The sequence below is a fragment of the Stenotrophomonas sp. SXG-1 genome, from assembly GCF_014083965.1.
Taxonomy (GTDB): domain Bacteria; phylum Pseudomonadota; class Gammaproteobacteria; order Xanthomonadales; family Xanthomonadaceae; genus Stenotrophomonas; species Stenotrophomonas geniculata.
Genome location: NZ_CP046588.1, coordinates 3913041 through 3928763, shown reverse-complemented (window position 1 = coordinate 3928763; position 15723 = coordinate 3913041). Strand labels below are relative to the sequence as shown.

Annotated in this window: 16 protein-coding genes; 11 read left to right on the top strand and 5 right to left on the bottom strand. The window is 65.1% G+C overall.

Annotation, left to right across the window (positions count from 1 at the left end; translation table 11 throughout):
* Window positions 1–169 precede the first annotated feature (169 nt).
* The 9 genes from GOC52_RS17905 to GOC52_RS17865 all read left to right on the top strand — a co-directional run bounded on the left by GOC52_RS17905 (window position 170) and on the right by GOC52_RS17865 (window position 7373).
* Window positions 170–535 (top strand): hypothetical protein, encoded by a 366-nt coding sequence (locus GOC52_RS17905; RefSeq protein WP_006394654.1) that lies wholly within the window; start codon window positions 170–172, stop codon window positions 533–535.
* A 31-nt stretch (window positions 536–566) separates the two neighbouring features.
* A complete protein-coding gene (atpB, locus tag GOC52_RS17900; protein WP_010481316.1) occupies window positions 567–1367 on the top strand; it encodes a F0F1 ATP synthase subunit A in 801 nt (266 codons plus the stop codon).
* Window positions 1368–1440: 73 nt separating this feature from the next.
* Entirely contained in the window at window positions 1441–1746 is a 306-nt protein-coding gene (gene atpE, locus GOC52_RS17895) for a F0F1 ATP synthase subunit C (RefSeq protein ID WP_005411133.1), read from the top strand.
* Window positions 1747–1852: 106 nt separating this feature from the next.
* Complete coding sequence (locus GOC52_RS17890; RefSeq protein ID WP_005419512.1) at window positions 1853–2323, top strand: F0F1 ATP synthase subunit B; 471 nt, start codon at window positions 1853–1855, stop codon at window positions 2321–2323.
* Window positions 2324–2325: 2 nt separating this feature from the next.
* On the top strand, window positions 2326–2853 hold the full coding sequence (locus tag GOC52_RS17885) for a F0F1 ATP synthase subunit delta (protein WP_010481321.1): 528 nt from the start codon (window positions 2326–2328) through the stop codon (window positions 2851–2853).
* A gap of 44 nt (window positions 2854–2897) precedes the next feature.
* Window positions 2898–4445, top strand: a complete 1548-nt coding sequence (gene atpA, locus GOC52_RS17880; protein ID WP_005411130.1) for a F0F1 ATP synthase subunit alpha — start codon at window positions 2898–2900, stop codon at window positions 4443–4445.
* 83 nt (window positions 4446–4528) lie between these two features.
* The gene (atpG, locus tag GOC52_RS17875) at window positions 4529–5392 is read left to right on the top strand and encodes a F0F1 ATP synthase subunit gamma (RefSeq protein ID WP_010481324.1); all 864 of its coding nucleotides are present in this window, start codon (window positions 4529–4531) and stop codon (window positions 5390–5392) included.
* 38 nt (window positions 5393–5430) lie between these two features.
* The gene (gene atpD / locus GOC52_RS17870) at window positions 5431–6837 is read left to right on the top strand and encodes a F0F1 ATP synthase subunit beta (protein ID WP_010481327.1); all 1407 of its coding nucleotides are present in this window, start codon (window positions 5431–5433) and stop codon (window positions 6835–6837) included.
* Window positions 6838–6950: 113 nt separating this feature from the next.
* The gene (locus GOC52_RS17865) at window positions 6951–7373 is read left to right on the top strand and encodes a F0F1 ATP synthase subunit epsilon (protein ID WP_005419509.1); all 423 of its coding nucleotides are present in this window, start codon (window positions 6951–6953) and stop codon (window positions 7371–7373) included.
* Between the two features lie 204 nt (window positions 7374–7577).
* On the opposite strand, the gene GOC52_RS17860 is transcribed toward GOC52_RS17865, so the two are convergent.
* From GOC52_RS17860 to GOC52_RS17850, 3 genes are read right to left on the bottom strand one after another with little or no spacing between them, the layout of a single operon-like run.
* Window positions 7578–7961 (bottom strand): GtrA family protein, encoded by a 384-nt coding sequence (locus GOC52_RS17860; RefSeq protein ID WP_191850054.1) that lies wholly within the window; start codon window positions 7959–7961, stop codon window positions 7578–7580.
* Entirely contained in the window at window positions 7958–9004 is a 1047-nt protein-coding gene (locus GOC52_RS17855; protein WP_191850052.1) for a glycosyltransferase family 2 protein, read from the bottom strand. The genes GOC52_RS17860 and GOC52_RS17855 overlap by 4 nt, the downstream gene beginning before the upstream one ends.
* On the bottom strand, window positions 9001–10965 hold the full coding sequence (locus tag GOC52_RS17850; protein ID WP_191850050.1) for a hypothetical protein: 1965 nt from the start codon (window positions 10963–10965) through the stop codon (window positions 9001–9003). The genes GOC52_RS17855 and GOC52_RS17850 overlap by 4 nt, the downstream gene beginning before the upstream one ends.
* Window positions 10966–11086: 121 nt before the next feature.
* Between GOC52_RS17850 and glmU the strand changes: the two genes are divergently transcribed.
* Complete coding sequence (glmU, locus tag GOC52_RS17845; protein ID WP_191850048.1) at window positions 11087–12454, top strand: bifunctional UDP-N-acetylglucosamine diphosphorylase/glucosamine-1-phosphate N-acetyltransferase GlmU; 1368 nt, start codon at window positions 11087–11089, stop codon at window positions 12452–12454.
* Entirely contained in the window at window positions 12423–12956 is a 534-nt protein-coding gene (locus GOC52_RS17840) for a GNAT family N-acetyltransferase (RefSeq protein ID WP_191850046.1), read from the top strand. The genes glmU and GOC52_RS17840 overlap by 32 nt, the downstream gene beginning before the upstream one ends.
* A gap of 47 nt (window positions 12957–13003) precedes the next feature.
* Here the strand turns inward: GOC52_RS17840 and GOC52_RS17835 are convergent, their stop codons facing one another.
* Window positions 13004–14356 carry a sensor histidine kinase gene (locus GOC52_RS17835; protein ID WP_010481333.1) on the bottom strand — a complete coding sequence of 451 codons (1353 nt, stop codon included), beginning with the start codon at window positions 14354–14356 and terminating at the stop codon, window positions 13004–13006.
* On the bottom strand, window positions 14353–15699 hold the full coding sequence (locus GOC52_RS17830) for a sigma-54-dependent transcriptional regulator (RefSeq protein ID WP_010481334.1): 1347 nt from the start codon (window positions 15697–15699) through the stop codon (window positions 14353–14355). The genes GOC52_RS17835 and GOC52_RS17830 overlap by 4 nt, the downstream gene beginning before the upstream one ends.
* Window positions 15700–15723 lie beyond the last annotated feature (24 nt).

The following is a 15723-nucleotide window of genomic DNA, read 5'->3' as shown; positions in this document are numbered from 1 at the left end:
CCCCCGGGTGGCACGCAAAAATGTAACCGTTACCGCAACTTGCGGCTTCCCGGGATGAACAGGCAGCGGTTGTCTCGCAAATTGTCCCATTGCTATAATTTGGCGGCTCGATGAGGCCCCCCTGCTGTAGCCGCCTCAGCCCTCCACTTGCAACCACGCGGGACGTCCTGTGCTGAACTCCGTTGATGCGGGTCGGCGACTGATGCTGCGCGCCGCGGTCTACCCGCTGGCCGCAGTGGCTGTCCTGGCCCTGGCCTTCCTGCTGGTAGGTCCGAAATATGCCCTCGGCGCGCTGGCGTCCGGTGTGGCCATTTCGGCCGGTGGCTGGGTGGCGGCACGGATGGCACTGGGTGGTGGGGCACTGGCCGCAGGATCGGCGATGGCTCGCCTGATCATTGCGATCGTGGCCAAGTGGGTGGTGGTTTTCGGCGTCCTGCTGGTGGGGTTCCTGGTCTTCAAGCTGCCTGCATTGGCGCTGTTGGCCGGTATCGCCGTCGGCTTGATGTTCCAGGTCCTGGCCATGGCCAGGCGTTGACAGAATTCAATTAACTGAAGGTTCCGGACACATGGCGGGCGAGGCTCTAACCCCTACCAGCTACATCCAGCATCACCTGCACAACCTGACCGCACCGGTCGGCAAGGGTGAGGGTATGTTCTGGCATATCCACGTCGATACCTTCCTCACTGCGGTCCTGATGGGCCTGGTGATCGTTGTCGCGTTCTGGCTGGGGACCCGCAAGGCCACCGCCGGCGTGCCGGGCAAGTGGCAGGCCTTCGTCGAGATCTGCCTGGAGTTCGTCGACCGCCAGGCCAAGGACACCTACCACGGCAAGAGCAAGCTGGTCACGCCGATCGCCATCACCATCTTCTTCTGGATTCTGCTGATGAATCTGCTGAAGATGATCCCGGCCGATTTCATCGCCAAGCCGCTGGAGTGGGTGGGCGTGCACTACTGGAAGCCGGTCCCGACCGCTGACGTCAATGCCACCCTGGGCATGGCCATCAGCGTGTTCTTCCTGATGCTGTTCTTCGCACTGAAGTCGAAGGGCCTGGGCGGCTTCATCAAGGAATTCCTGACGGCGCCGTTCGGCAAGTGGATGATGCCGTTCAACCTGATCCTCAACATCGTCGAGTGGCTGAGCAAGCCGATCTCGCTGGCGATGCGACTGTTCGGCAACATGTTCGGCGGCGAAATCGTGTTCCTGCTGATCTGGGTGCTGGGTGGTGCCGGTTTCTTCGGTGCCATTGCCGGTGGTGTGTTCGGCCTCGGCTGGATGCTGTTCCACCTGCTGGTGATCCCGCTGCAGGCCTTCATCTTCATGATGCTGTCGATCGTGTACCTGAGCCTGTCGGAAGACGCTCACTGAGTTTCAAGCTTCAACGCGTTTCAACCTTCATCCGTTTCATCACCCTTAGCAACTTAAGTTCCTGGAGATAACCATGTACTTCGCCGTCCTGACCAACTTCGCGCAGATTCAGAGCTCCACCGCCCTTGCCGTCGGCATCATGATCGGCCTGGCCGCGCTGGGCGCCGGTCTGGGTCTGGCCATCATGGCTGGTAAGTTCCTGGAGTCGGCCGCCCGCCAGCCGGAACTGATCCCGGTCCTGCAGGTCCGTATGTTCATCACCGCCGGCCTGATCGACGCCGCGTTCATCATCTCGGTCGCCGTCGGCCTGCTGCTGGCCTTCGCCAACCCGCTGTCGGCTGCCTTCGCTGGCGCCGTCACCAAGGCTCTGGCCGGCTGATACAGCGGTTTGAGACGACCGGGTGCTGATGCACCCGGTTTCGGATGAAGGCCGGATGCGCCGCTACGGCGGCGCGTCCACCCCGAAACCAGCGATCGAGCTAACCATGAATATCAATTTCACCCTTCTTGCGCAGGCGCTGGCCTTCGCTGGTCTGATCTGGATCATCGCGACCAAGATCTGGCCGCCGCTGATGAACGCGATCGAAGAGCGCCAGCAGAAGATTGCTGAAGGCCTCGCTGCTGCCGACCGCAGCCAGAAAGATCTGGCCCAGGCGCAGGAGAAGGTCAACGAAGCGCTGAAGGAAGCACGCACCAAGGCCAACGAGATCATCGATCAGGCCCACGCACGTGCCAACCAGATCGTTGATGCTGCCCGTAACGAAGCGATCACCGAAGCCACCCGTCAGAAGGAACTGGCCCAGGCTGAAATCGACGCCGCCGCCAACCGTGCCCGTGAAGATCTGCGCAAGCAGGTGTCCGCGCTGGCCGTGACCGGTGCCGAAAAGCTGCTCAAGCGCGAAATCGACGCCAACGCCCACAAGGCGCTGCTCGACGAGCTGGCCTCGGAGATCTAAGGATGAGCCAGGCCCTCACGCTTGCCCGCCCGTACGCCCGCGCCGCGTTCGCGACCGCGCGCGACGAAGGCGCGTTCGCGCCGTGGTCGGACGCCCTGGCGTTCTCCGCCCACGTCGCCGCCGACCCGCGCGTGGCGGCCCTGCTCGCCAACCCGGAGCTGGGTCGTGACGACGCCGTCGCCCTGCTGGCGCCGGTGTCGCACGGCGAGACCTACTCGCGCTTCCTGGCCATCCTGGCCGAATCGCATCGTCTGCCGCTGCTGCCGGAAATCTCCGGCATGTTCGACGCCCTGCGCGCCGAAGCCGAGCACGTGGTCAAGGCCACCGTCACCTCGGCCGCCGAACTGTCGGCCAGTGAGCTGGACGCGATCAAGGTCGCGCTGCGCAAGCGCTTCAACCGCGAGGTCGATGTGACCACCGCGGTCGATGCCTCGCTGATCGGCGGCGCCGTGATCGACGCCGGCGACGTGGTCATCGATGGTTCGCTGAAGGGCAAGCTGGCCCGTCTGCAGACCGCGCTCGCTAACTGAATTCATTTAACGTCCGGCCCCGCTGCCGGCACTAGGACTTGACGATGGCAACCACGCTCAACCCCTCCGAAATCAGCGAACTGATCAAGAACCGCATCGAGAAGGTCAAGCTGGCCGCGGAATCGCGCAACGAAGGCACCGTGACCAGCGTGTCCGACGGCATCGTGCGCATCTTCGGTCTGGCCGACGTGATGCAGGGCGAAATGATCGAACTGCCGAACAACACCTTCGCCCTGGCCCTGAACCTGGAGCGCGACTCGGTCGGCGCCGTGGTGCTGGGTGACTACGAGCACCTGCGCGAAGGCGACGTCGCCAAGACCACCGGCCGCATCCTGGAAGTGCCGGTTGGTCCGGAGCTGCTGGGCCGCGTCGTGAACGCGCTGGGCGAACCGATCGACGGCAAGGGCCCGCTGGGCACCGACCTGACCGCTCCGGTGGAGCGTGTTGCTCCGGGCGTGATCTGGCGCAAGTCGGTCGACCAGCCGGTGCAGACCGGTTACAAGTCGGTCGACTCCATGATCCCGATCGGCCGTGGCCAGCGCGAGCTGATCATCGGTGACCGCCAGACCGGCAAGACCGCGATGGCGATCGATGCGGTGATCAACCAGAAGGGCACCGGCATCAAGTGCGTGTACGTTGCGATCGGCCAGAAGGCTTCGACCATCGCCAACATCGTGCGCAAGCTGGAAGAGAACGGCGCGCTGGCCCACACCATCGTGGTGGCCGCGACCGCTTCCGAATCGGCTGCCATGCAGTACATCAGCGCCTACTCGGGCTGCACCATGGGTGAGTACTTCATGGACCGCGGCGAAGACGCGCTGATCGTGTACGACGATCTGTCCAAGCAGGCCGTTGCCTACCGCCAGATCTCGCTGCTGCTGAAGCGCCCGCCGGGCCGTGAAGCCTACCCGGGTGACGTGTTCTACCTGCACTCCCGCCTGCTCGAGCGCGCTGCCCGCGTGTCCGAGGAATACGTCGAGAAGTTCACCGAAGGCAAGGTCACCGGCAAGACCGGTTCGCTGACCGCGCTGCCGATCATCGAAACCCAGGCCGGCGACGTGTCCGCCTTCGTTCCGACCAACGTGATCTCGATCACCGACGGCCAGATCTTCCTGGAAACCGACCTGTTCAACGCCGGCATCCGCCCGGCCGTGAACGCCGGTATCTCGGTGTCGCGCGTCGGTGGCTCGGCCCAGACCAAGATCATCAAGAAGCTGTCGGGCGGCATCCGTATCTCGCTGGCCCAGTACCGCGAGCTGGCTGCGTTCGCGCAGTTCGCCTCGGATCTGGACGAGGCGACCCGCAAGCAGCTGGAGCGTGGCCAGCGCGTCACCGAGCTGATGAAGCAGAAGCAGTACGCGCCGATGTCGATCGCCAACCAGGCGCTGTCGATCTACGCCGTCAACGAGGGTTACCTCGACGACGTGCCGGTCAACAAGCTGCTGGCGTTCGAAGAAGGCCTGCACGCCCACTTCGCCAACACCCAGGGCGAACTGGTCAGCAAGGTCAACGCCACCGGCGGTTGGGACAACGACATCGAAGGTGCCTTCAAGAAGGGCATCGCCGAGTTCAAGACCACCGGCAGCTGGTAATCCAGCGCTCGTAGAGCGGGGCTCGCCCCGCTCAAACGGTTGAACAACGCGGGGCATCAGCCCCGCGCCACGGGAAACAAGAGATGGCAAGCGGACGCGAAATCAAAACCAAGATCAAGAGCGTGCAGAACACCCGCAAGGTGACGCGCGCCCTGGAAATGGTCTCGGCCTCCAAGATCCGCAAGGCGCAGGATCGGATGAAGACCTCGCGTCCGTACGCGCAGGCGATGAAGCAGGTGATCGGCCACCTGGCCCAGGCCAGCACCGACTACCAGCATCCGTTCCTGGTCGAGCGCGAGCAGGTCAAGCGGGTCGGGTTCATCGTGATCTCCTCCGATCGCGGCCTGGCCGGCGGCCTGAACAACAACCTGTTCCGCAAGATGCTGGGCGAAGCCAAGGCATGGCAGGACAAGGGTGCGGAAGTGGACCTGGTGACCATCGGCCAGAAGGCATCGACCTTCTTCCGCCGCGTGAAGGTCAACATGGTCGGCAGCGTGACCCACATCGGCGACGTGCCGAAGCTGGAATCTCTGATCGGTGTGATCAAGGTCATGCTCGACGCCTTCACCGAAGGCAAGGTCGACCGCGTGTACCTGGTCTACAACCGCTTCGTGAATACCATGGTGCAGAAGGCCAGCTTCGATCAGCTGCTGCCGCTGCCGCCGGCTGAGAAGCAGGTCGCTCACCACGACTGGGATTACCTGTACGAACCCGATGCCGCGACCGTGCTGGAGCACGTGATGACGCGTTACATCGAGTCGCTGGTGTACCAGGCACTGCTGGAAAACGTCGCCTCCGAGCATGCCGCACGCATGGTTGCGATGAAGGCGGCGAGCGACAACGCCAACAAGCTGATCGGCACCCTCCAGCTCGTCTACAACAAGGCGCGCCAGGCAGCGATCACCCAGGAAATCTCCGAAATCGTCGGCGGCGCGGCAGCAGTCTGACCGCGTTCGTTCAAAGCACACATTTAGAGGATGCAGCAATGAGTCAGGGCAAGATCGTTCAGATCATCGGCGCGGTCGTCGACGTCGAATTCCCGCGTGAGTCGGTGCCGAAGGTGTACGACGCACTGAAGGTCGACAACACCGAAATCACCCTCGAAGTCCAGCAGCAGCTGGGTGACGGCGTGGTGCGTACCATCGCCCTCGGTTCCACCGACGGCCTGAAGCGCAACCTGGTTGCCACCAACACCAACCGCGGCATCTCCGTGCCGGTCGGCGCTGGCACCCTGGGCCGCATCATGGACGTGCTCGGCCGTCCGATTGACGAAGCCGGCCCGGTGGCCGCCAGCGACAGCTGGGAAATCCACCGTGCGGCCCCGTCGTACGAAGACCAGTCCCCGGCCACCGAACTGCTGGAAACCGGCATCAAGGTCATCGACCTGATGTGCCCGTTCGCCAAGGGCGGCAAGGTCGGCCTGTTCGGCGGCGCCGGCGTCGGCAAGACCGTCAACATGATGGAACTGATCAACAACATCGCCAAGGCGCACAGCGGTCTGTCCGTGTTCGCCGGCGTGGGTGAGCGTACCCGTGAGGGCAACGACTTCTACCACGAAATGAAGGACTCCAACGTCCTGGACAAGGTGGCGATGGTGTACGGCCAGATGAACGAGCCGCCGGGCAACCGTCTGCGCGTCGCCCTGACCGGCCTGACCATGGCCGAGTACTTCCGCGACGAGAAGGACGAAAACGGCAAGGGTAAGGACGTCCTGCTGTTCGTCGACAACATCTACCGCTATACCCTGGCTGGTACCGAAGTGTCGGCACTGCTGGGCCGTATGCCGTCGGCCGTGGGTTACCAGCCGACCCTGGCCGAGGAAATGGGCGTCCTGCAGGAGCGCATCACCTCGACCAAGAACGGTTCGATCACTTCGATCCAGGCCGTCTACGTTCCCGCGGACGACCTGACCGACCCGTCGCCGGCGACCACCTTCGCCCACCTGGACTCGACTGTCACCCTGTCGCGTTCGATCGCCTCGCTGGGTATCTACCCGGCCGTCGATCCGCTGGACTCCACCAGCCGCCAGATGGACCCGCTGGTCATCGGCCACGAGCATTACGACACCGCCCAGCGCGTCCAGCAGACCCTGCAGAAGTACAAGGAACTGAAGGACATCATCGCGATCCTGGGCATGGACGAGCTGTCCGAAGAGGACAAGCAGGCCGTGTCGCGCGCCCGTAAGATCGAGCGCTTCTTCAGCCAGCCGTTCCACGTGGCCGAAGTGTTCACCGGTTCGCCGGGCAAGTACGTGCCGCTGAAGGACACCATCCGTGGCTTCAAGGCCATCGTTGATGGCGAGTACGACCACCTGCCGGAGCAGGCGTTCTACATGGTCGGCGGCATCGAAGAAGCGGTCGAGAAGGCCAAGAAGATGGCCGAGAAGGCCTGATCCGGGACGGGCGGGAGCGATCCTGCCCGACCTGACGCCGGCGCCGGGCAACCGCCTGCGCCGGTGGACCCCCACGGTGGCATTGCGCCGCCGCGAACAGCGAAGAGATTTGCATGAGCACGATCCGTTGCGACATCGTCAGCGCCGAGCAGGAAATCTTCCGTGGCGAAGCGACCCTGGTCGTGGCCACCGGTGAGCTGGGCGAACTGGGCATCGCGCCCAAGCACGCGCCGCTGATCACCCGCCTGAAGCCGGGCAAGGTGGTGGTGACCACGCCGAACGGCGAGCAGCTGGATTTCGCCATTTCCGGCGGCATCCTGGAAGTGCAGCCGCAGGTGGTGACCGTGCTGGCCGACACCGCGATCCGCGCGCAGGACATCGACGAAGCCTCGGTCCGCAAGGCCAAGGAAGAAGCCGAGCGCATCCTGGCCAACCGCGGCGAGGCGATGGAAGTGGCTGAGGCCCAGCAGAAGCTGGCTGAAGCCGTTGTCCAGCTGCAGGCGCTGGAGCGCCTGCGAAAGAACCTCAAGCACTGAACTGTGCCGAGGTGACACCTCTGCCTGCAAGGCATGGGGGAGTGCAGGAACGCCGGCTGCCATGCCGGCGTTTTTGTTTGTTTTCCGCTGCCGCATGCCCGGAGCAGGCAGCCATCAGACGCTGTCGCGCTACAGCCCGCTGAGTTGTGGCGCGTGGGATTGAGCATGCATCTGGCCGGTGACGATGGTCGTCAATGAATCCGGTCAGCGGTACACGACGTGCCGCAGCAGCACGAATGTCACCAGGGCCAGGCCGCCTTCCACCAGCGGCTTGGCGAGCCACGCGTACTGCAGCCCCAACCCATGGTCGACCACCGTCACCAGCAGGGTGCTGGTCGCTGTGAGCAGAATCCAAAGCAGGAAGAAGCGCGCGAAGCGCTTCCAGCCCAGGCGCTGTTGGCCGGCGTCAGCAAAGGTATAGCGGCCGTTGAGCCAGAAGCCGAGCAGCATGCCGGCCAAACGGCCGACGATGTTGGCAGGAGCGACCGGCAGCCCGAGTGCGGTGCTTCCCACGAACACCAGCCAGTCCAGCAGCAGCTGCACCAGGCCGATGACGATGTATGCGCTGCCCTGGCGCAGGAGGGTCATTGCCGAGGCTTCCCGATGACGCTGCGCAGGGCCTGTTCGACGCCAAGCAGACGATGCACGGGTTGCCGCGGTTCGCTGGCTACATCGAAATTGAGCCAGGACAGCAGCATCTGCATACCCACGATGATGGGCAGGCCGGCGATCATCACGGTACCCGCAGTGGCCGGTACACCACTGTCGGCTGAGAGGCACCACCGCCACAGGCCAAATATGCCGCCGCCGGCCAGTAGAACGCTGCCAAGCAGCAGCTCTACGCTGGCCAGCGAGAAGCCGCGTATGCCGTAGCTGTAAAGCAGGCGACGCAGGGTGTTGCGCAGATGCCCCAGCAGGAACGGGCCAAGGATGCGTAACGGGCTCAGGCTGCTGGTTTCGTCTTCATAGCGGGCGCGCATCGGTACATCGATCACCACGGCACGCACCTGGTTGAGGTGATACAGCAGGTCCGATTCGAAGAAGTAGCGCTTTGCGATCCGCTCGAGCTCCAGCTCGTGCAGTACTTCACTGCGGATCGCCGTGTAGCCGTTGGTCGGATCAGCGATCTGCCAGTATCCGCTGGACAGCTTGGTCATGAACGAAAGTGCCGCATTGCCAGCCAGGCGCACCCAAGGCATGCCGCGCACGAAGCCGACGCGATGGAAGCGGTTGCCCTTGGCGTAGTCCGCGTGGCCGGACAGAAGTGGGCTGGCAAAGCGGGGAAGCAGGCCGGCATCCATCTGCCCGTCGCCGTCGAGCTTGACCACCACATGGGCAGGTGTCTGCAGCGCGTGCTGGTAGCCGGTCAGCGTGGCACCACCCACTCCCTGGTTCTGCTCGTGATGGACCACGATGACGCGCGGATCGGTGCAGTGTTCGCGAATCCAGGCGCCGCTTGCCTCGGGACAGGCATCATCGACGGCGATGATCCAGCCCACTTCCGGTCCGATGCCGGCGATGACCTGCAGGATATGCGCGCGCACGCGATAGCACGGGATCACCACCGCAATGCGCGGCGAGTCGTCGGGCCGGACCGCTGTGGTGGGGCTGGTCGGAGGGGGGATGTTCATCGCGATGGCTTTCCTGGAGGCGCCGGGAGGCTCCACCACTGGCGGCCGCCGGCTTCTTCGCGCAGGTGGGCACCTGCCAGCTCAAGTGCGAGTTTCTGTGAGGGTGTGAGCGCTTCACTGCGGAGGATGACGTGCCTGACCTGCTGTTGCTGCAGCATGGCGAGCCAGCGCTTGCCGCTGGGATCCAGCTCGGCGTTGGCGGCGGCCGCCTGCAGGCTGGGCGAGTACCAGCTGATCGTGCGCCCACGGGTACCGAATTCGGCGAAGAACGGGTCACCCGGATCCAGCAGCAGCACGGTGCCCTCGTCTTCACCCGACGCACGGATGGCTGCGGCCAGTGTGCGTTCGGGTGCAAAACGCTGGAACAACGGAGCATCGCGGCCAGCCGCCTTCAGCGTGTCCTTCAACGCTCCGCTACGCAGCATCCAGTAGCCGGTGGATTGGAAGCTGACATTGAGCACCCACAGCGCCACCAGCAGTCCAATGAGAGGCCGGCGCAAGGGGCCGGCGCCGAGCGACGCCACGGCGACCACGCACAGCAATGCCATGCCAGGATAGGCGTAGCGCAGGTACTGGATCGGCAACAGCGGCAGTGCCAGCACGGCCAGTGCCACCAGTGCCGCCGCGCGAGTTGGCGGACGCAGCACGGCCAGCAGCCACAGCCCGGCCAAGCCGATCAGGACCACGCCCGCCGCACCATCGTGCGATTCGAAGTAGCGCGATGAATGGAAGGTCAGTGCCCACGGCAGGTCGGGACCGAAGCCGATCTTGTACTTCAGGTCGATGAAGTTCGTCGGAGCGAAGTAGGGCGACTGGAAGATGCCGTTGAACAGCGGCAGCACCGGATTGCCAGCAATCCACTGCGCGAACACGTAGTTGGCACCACCGACCAGCAGTCCTGCCAGCAGCACCAGGCCGATGCGCGGCAACGACGGCCACGGATGGCGGATCAGGGCCCAGGCCAGGACAGGGAGTGCCATCACCGCACTCATCGACTTCATCGCCAGCAGTCCACCGGCCAGCACCGCCAGCAGCATCCAGTTGGACAAGCGGCCATCACGGGGCGCGGCAGCCAGCGCACACATCCAGAGCAGCACCGCAGCGGTTGGCAGCTCGGTCTGCATGCCACCCGCCAGGCCGGCGGTCAGCGGCAGGCTGGCTACCATGGCAACCGCCAGCCAGCGCAGCAGCACGCTCGCGCCGAGCTGCGCCGCAAGCTGCCAGGCGCCCGTGGCCAGCAGCAGCAGCCAGATCGCGTTGACCGGGCCACGTGATTCAGCCCCTGCGATTACCTGTGGTACTGCCTGGATGATATCCGTCGCCCAGGGCGCCAGCGCCCAGATCTGGTGCTGGGGAGCCGGTTGATAGACGCCTTGTTCCAGCAACTGCCATGGCAAGCGCAGATGGTAGGTGAGGTCGTCGTACTGCAGGGTCGGCAACCAGCAGGCGGTACTGGCCAAGCCGACCACCAGCACAGCGAATGCGGCGCTGCGCGGCGCGTCCGCCACGGACTGCCGCCACTGCGCCACGCCGGCCCGCAACGATGACCACAGCAGCGAACGGCGCCATATCACCACGGCAAGGCCCACCGGCAGATAGACCCAGCGGAAATGGATCGGGACCAGCAGGGCCCAGCCCAGCACTGCCGAAAGTACCAACAGGCCAGCCATCGTCTGCAGGGCCAACGAGCGCTGCGCGAACAGCGCCTGACCGATCACGATCGCAACCAGCAGCAGCAAGGCCGTTGCCAGCAGCGGAGATACACCGGTGAACAGGGGGAGCAGAAGTATCCAGAGCATCGCCAGGCAGCTGGCCATGGACCAGCCACGCAGGCGCCGCATCAGCCATGCCAAGGCGCAGGTCAGCAGACCCAGTACGACCAGTTCACGGAAGCGACCTGATGGCAAGCCCCTGAGCAGTGGCGTGATGGCCAGGCCGATGAGCAGCAGGAGTGGGCCCATCCAGGGCAAAAGATCGAGGAATCGCTTCTTCAAGGAATTCTCGGTTCACGTCAGGCAGGGAAGGAGCTCGGCTATCCTATCAGCCAGTCCTCAGATTGCCGCCGCTGCGTGGCCCCTCTCCATGACCCAAGCCTTGCACATCATCATCCTCGCCGCCGGTGCAGGAAAGCGCATGAAGTCGGTGCTGCCGAAGGTACTGCAGCCGATCGCTGGCCAACCGATGCTGGCGCATGTGATCGACGCCGCCCGCGCGCTGCAGCCGGCCGCGATCCACGTGGTCTACGGCCATGGCGGTGAAGCGGTACGCCAGCACTTCGCCGACCAGCCCGACCTGCAATGGGCTGAACAGGCGCAGCAGCTGGGCACCGGCCATGCGGTGGCCCAGGCGATGCCACAGGTGCCCGACGCCGCACAGGTGCTGGTGTTGTACGGCGACGTGCCACTGATCCGCGCGCAGACCCTGCGCGACCTGCTGGCGCAGCCGGGTCGACTGGCGGTGCTGGTCGCCGATGTCGATGACCCGACCGGTTACGGCCGCGTGCTGCGCGATGCCGAAGGCAAGGTCGGCTCGATTGTCGAACAGAAGGACGCTACCGACGACCAGCTGCGTGTGCGCACGATCAACACCGGCATCATCGCCGCCGAGTCGACCGCGCTGCGGCGCTGGCTGTCGCAGCTGTCCAACAGCAACGCGCAGGGCGAGTACTACCTGACCGACGTGTTCGCCTTTGCCGCGCACGAGTACACTCCGGCCGAGATGGCGCTGGTGGCCGACGCGCAGGAGGCCGAAGGGGCAAACGATCCCTGGCAGCTGTCGCAGCTGGAGCGTGCCTGGCAGCGTCGCGCGGTACGGGCCCTGTGCGCGCAGGGTGCGCGCGTGCGCGACCCGGCACGCCTGGATATCCGTGGCACCGTCACCGTGGGCAGCGACGTGCTGATCGATGTCGATGTCGTTCTGGAAGGCAACATCGTGCTCGGTGACGGCGTCACCGTGGGCCCGTTCAACCGGCTGAAGGACGTCAATCTTGGCCCGGGCACCGAAGTGCGCGCGCATTGCGACCTGGAAGGTGTGGTCACCGAAGGTGCTGCGTTGGTGGGGCCGTTCGCACGGCTGCGCCCGGGTACCGTGCTCGCCGATGGCGTGCATGTCGGCAACTTCGTCGAGACCAAGAAGGTCACCCTCGGTGTTGGCAGCAAGGCCAATCACCTGACCTACCTGGGCGACGCGGTGATCGGTAGCAAGGTGAATATCGGTGCCGGCACCATCACCTGCAACTACGATGGCGTGAACAAGTCGACCACCACCATCGGCGACAACGCCTTCATCGGTTCCAACAGCGCATTGGTGGCACCGGTGCTGATCGGTGAGGGCTCCACCATCGCTGCCGGTTCGGTCATCACCCGCAACGCCCCGGATGGCAAGCTGACGCTGGCACGTGCACGACAGGAAACCATCGATGGCTGGAAGCGCCCGCTCAAGAAGTCCTGAGCCACGCATCCCGCACGCCGACGAACTCGGCATGCTGCCGGCAATTGAACAACGTGCCGGTGAGCTGCTGAAGGGACACCAGGCCTACCCGGTATTTGCCGGGCATGGCCTCGACCTGCCGACGCTGCAGGATGGCCTTCAACGTGGCCAGTTGTGGGTGGTGGATGCGGCTGACGGTGGCATCGCGGGCTACCTGCTGGCCGGCGAGCTGTGCGGTGACTTCCATGTGCTGCAGATGGACGTGGATCCCGCGCACGCGCGCCGCGGTCATGGTCGCGTGTTGTTGCGCCATGCGTTGGCACAGGCCAGGGCTGGAGGCTACGCGGCAGCGGTGCTGACCACGTTGTCCGACGTGCCGTGGAATGCGGCCTTCTATGCCAGCGAAGGGTTCGAGGTAGTGCCGGAGGCGCAGTGGAACGATGGTCTGCGCGCGGTGATGGCCGAAGAAGCCGCGCTGGGGTTCCCTATGCACCTGCGGGTGGCGATGCGGCAGGTCTGGTAGGTGCCGACCTGGGTCGGCACATCCACGCATGGCGTGGATCTACCCGCTCAGCCCACCGGCAACAGAATCGACACGCACAGCCCGCCATCGCCGCGGTTCTGCAACGACACCCGACCACCGTGTGCCTCCACGATTTCGCGGGTCAGCGCCAGCCCCAGCCCGGTGCCATTGCGCTTGGTCGAATAGAACGGCATCAGTGCGTTCTGCAGCACCTGCTCGTTCATGCCCTTGCCACGATCCAGCACGTCCAGCCGCAGCCACTGCGGCAGCCGCGTCAGCTGCACCTGTACGTCATCGTTTGGGGGCTCTGCTTCGGCGCAGGCTTCGTGCGCGTTCTTCAACAGGTTCAGCAGCGCCTGCCCGAACTGCGCGATGTCGATGCGGCTGCTCAGTTCTTCGTCCGGCTCGCGCTCCATGGTAAACGGGATCTGCTGGCGCAGGCTGGACAGGAAGGGGGCCCAGTGCACGGTCTGCAGTTGCGGCTGCGGCAACTTGGCAAAGCGTGCGTAGCCACGGATGAAGCCTTCCAGGTGACGCGCCCGGTCCTCGATGGTGGTGAAGATCTCGGGCAGCCGGTCAAAGCGCTCACGCTGCACCAGCACGCCGCCGGAATGGGCGAGCGAAGCGATCGGCGCCAGCGAGTTGTTGAGCTCGTGGCTGATCACCCGGATCACCTTCTTCCAGGTCTGCACTTCCTGGCGGCGCAGTTCGGCGGTCAGCAGCCGCACCAGCAACAGGTCGTGCGGGCGGCCGTTGAGCTGGAACGCGCGGCGCGAGAGGTGGTAGACCTGCTCGTCATCCTCGTCGCCGTCCTCGCCCTCGGCATGCACCGCGAACAGGCTGTCACCGCCACGGGCGATGGCATCGCGCAGTTCCACCGGCACCTGTTCCAGCACGTCCTCCAGGCGCTGGCCTTCCAGCTTCCAGCCGCCATGCAGCAGCTTGCGTGCCGCCAGATTGGAGAACACCACCCGGGCGATGCCATCACCGCCCGAGGCGATCAGCAGCATCGCCACCGGCGTGTTCTGCACCATCGTGTCCAGCAGAAGTTCACGCTGCACCAGGCCCTGCCGCTGCTCACGCAGTACATCGCCCAGTTCGCGGTGGGCCTGCACCAGGTCGCCCAGCTCGTCGTTCCCCGGCCAGTGCACGCCGAAGTTGTACTCGCCGTCGCGATAGCTGCTGGTGGTACCCGCCAGGGCCCGCATCAGAGATCGCACCGGGGCGGTCGCCCGGCGCAGGGTCCACCACATCAATGACAGCAGGATCAACGCCGACACCGTGGTCACCACCCAGCCATGGTCCATCCAGTAGGCCAGCAGCCACGGCAGTGCCGCCGCCAGTGCCAATACCGGCAGCAGGCGCAGGAACAGGCGGAAAGTGAACGAGCGCCGTTTCATTCGCGCGGAATACCGTGGCGGTCCATGCGCCGGTACAGCGCCTGGCGGCTCAGGCCGAGTTCGGCGGCGGCCTGGGCGATGACGCCATGGTTGCGCGCCAGCACATCCTCGATGCGTGCACGGTCGGGATCATTGCCCGCACTGGGGGCCGGGCGCGGTGTGGCGGCTGCGCGCGGCAGGTTGAGATCGGCCACTTCGATGCGGTTGCCGGTGGCCAGCAGCTCGGCGCGCTGGATCACGTTGCGCAGCTCGCGCACGTTGCCCGGCCAGGGGTGCCGCTGCAAGGCCGCGGTGGCCGCAGTGGACAACGGCTTGCCAGCGGTCAGGAAGCGCTCGGCCAGCGGCACGATGTCGCCCGGTCGTTCGGCCAGCGGCGGCAGCACCAGTTCTACCGTGTTGAGGCGGTAATAGAGGTCTTCGCGGAAGGTACCGTCGCGGATCATCGCCGGCAGGTCGGCATTGGTCGCGCTGACCACGCGGACCTTGACCTGGCGCTCGCGGTTGGAGCCCAGGCGCTCGAAGCGGCCGGTTTCCAGCACGCGCAGCAGCTTCATCTGCCCGCCCAGTGACAGGTTGCCGATCTCATCCAGGAACAGGGTGCCGCCATCGGCGGCCTCGAACTTGCCTTCGCGGGCCTTGTTGGCGCCGGTATACGCACCGGCTTCGGCACCGAACAGTTCGGCTTCGATCAGTTCCGAGGGCAGCGCGCCGCAGTTGACCGCCACGAACGGCCCCTTGGCCACCAGGGAATTGGCCTGGATGATCTGCGCGATCTTTTCCTTGCCGGCACCGTTCGCGCCGGTGATCAATACCGGCAGTTCCGAGCGTGCGACCTGGCAGGCCAGCGCGATCACGCGCTCGCTGGCGGGGTCGGCGAAGACCGCGCCGCACAGGTCGTACTTCTCTTCCAGTGCGTTGCGCTGGTGCAGTTCACGGCTGCGGCGCCGGTCCAGTTCGCGGCGCGCCTCGGACAGTTCCAGCAGGTTGTTGACCGTGGTCATCAGCTTGCGGTCGTCCCAGGGCTTGGCCAGGTAGTCGGCGGCGCCGGCCTTGACCAGGTCCACGGCGCTGCTCAGATGGGTCCACGCCGTGAGCAGGATCACCGGCAGGTCCGGATGGCGCGCGCGGATCTGCGCGAACAGGGCCTCGCCTTCCTCGCCGGAGGTGGTGTCCTCGCTGAAGTTCATGTCCTGGATGACCAGGTCGACCGGCTGAGATTCGAGCAGCGCCAGCCCGTCGGCGGGCGTCTGCGCCTGCAGGGTGTCGATGTCGTGCAGGGAGAACAGTACGTCCAGCGCGGTACCCACGCTGGCGTTGTCGTCGATGATCAGGATCGCAGGCATCAAACGGTTCTGCAGAAAGGGATG

Bases quoted from the DNA above. Each gene is read 5' to 3' on its own strand.
- atpB (WP_010481316.1), top strand. From the start codon at position 567: ATGGCGGGCGAGGCTCTAACCCCTACCAGCTACATCCAGCATCACCTG.
- atpE (WP_005411133.1), top strand. From the start codon at position 1,441: ATGTACTTCGCCGTCCTGACCAACTTCGCGCAGATTCAGAGCTCCACC.
- GOC52_RS17890 (WP_005419512.1), top strand. From the start codon at position 1,853: ATGAATATCAATTTCACCCTTCTTGCGCAGGCGCTGGCCTTCGCTGGT.
- GOC52_RS17885 (WP_010481321.1), top strand. From the start codon at position 2,326: ATGAGCCAGGCCCTCACGCTTGCCCGCCCGTACGCCCGCGCCGCGTTC.
- atpA (WP_005411130.1), top strand. From the start codon at position 2,898: ATGGCAACCACGCTCAACCCCTCCGAAATCAGCGAACTGATCAAGAAC.
- atpG (WP_010481324.1), top strand. From the start codon at position 4,529: ATGGCAAGCGGACGCGAAATCAAAACCAAGATCAAGAGCGTGCAGAAC.
- atpD (WP_010481327.1), top strand. From the start codon at position 5,431: ATGAGTCAGGGCAAGATCGTTCAGATCATCGGCGCGGTCGTCGACGTC.
- GOC52_RS17865 (WP_005419509.1), top strand. From the start codon at position 6,951: ATGAGCACGATCCGTTGCGACATCGTCAGCGCCGAGCAGGAAATCTTC.
- GOC52_RS17860 (WP_191850054.1), bottom strand. From the start codon at position 7,961: ATGACCCTCCTGCGCCAGGGCAGCGCATACATCGTCATCGGCCTGGTG.
- GOC52_RS17855 (WP_191850052.1), bottom strand. From the start codon at position 9,004: ATGAACATCCCCCCTCCGACCAGCCCCACCACAGCGGTCCGGCCCGAC.
- GOC52_RS17850 (WP_191850050.1), bottom strand. From the start codon at position 10,965: ATGGGCCCACTCCTGCTGCTCATCGGCCTGGCCATCACGCCACTGCTC.
- glmU (WP_191850048.1), top strand. From the start codon at position 11,087: ATGACCCAAGCCTTGCACATCATCATCCTCGCCGCCGGTGCAGGAAAG.
- GOC52_RS17840 (WP_191850046.1), top strand. From the start codon at position 12,423: ATGGCTGGAAGCGCCCGCTCAAGAAGTCCTGAGCCACGCATCCCGCAC.
- GOC52_RS17835 (WP_010481333.1), bottom strand. From the start codon at position 14,356: ATGAAACGGCGCTCGTTCACTTTCCGCCTGTTCCTGCGCCTGCTGCCG.
- GOC52_RS17830 (WP_010481334.1), bottom strand. From the start codon at position 15,699: ATGCCTGCGATCCTGATCATCGACGACAACGCCAGCGTGGGTACCGCG.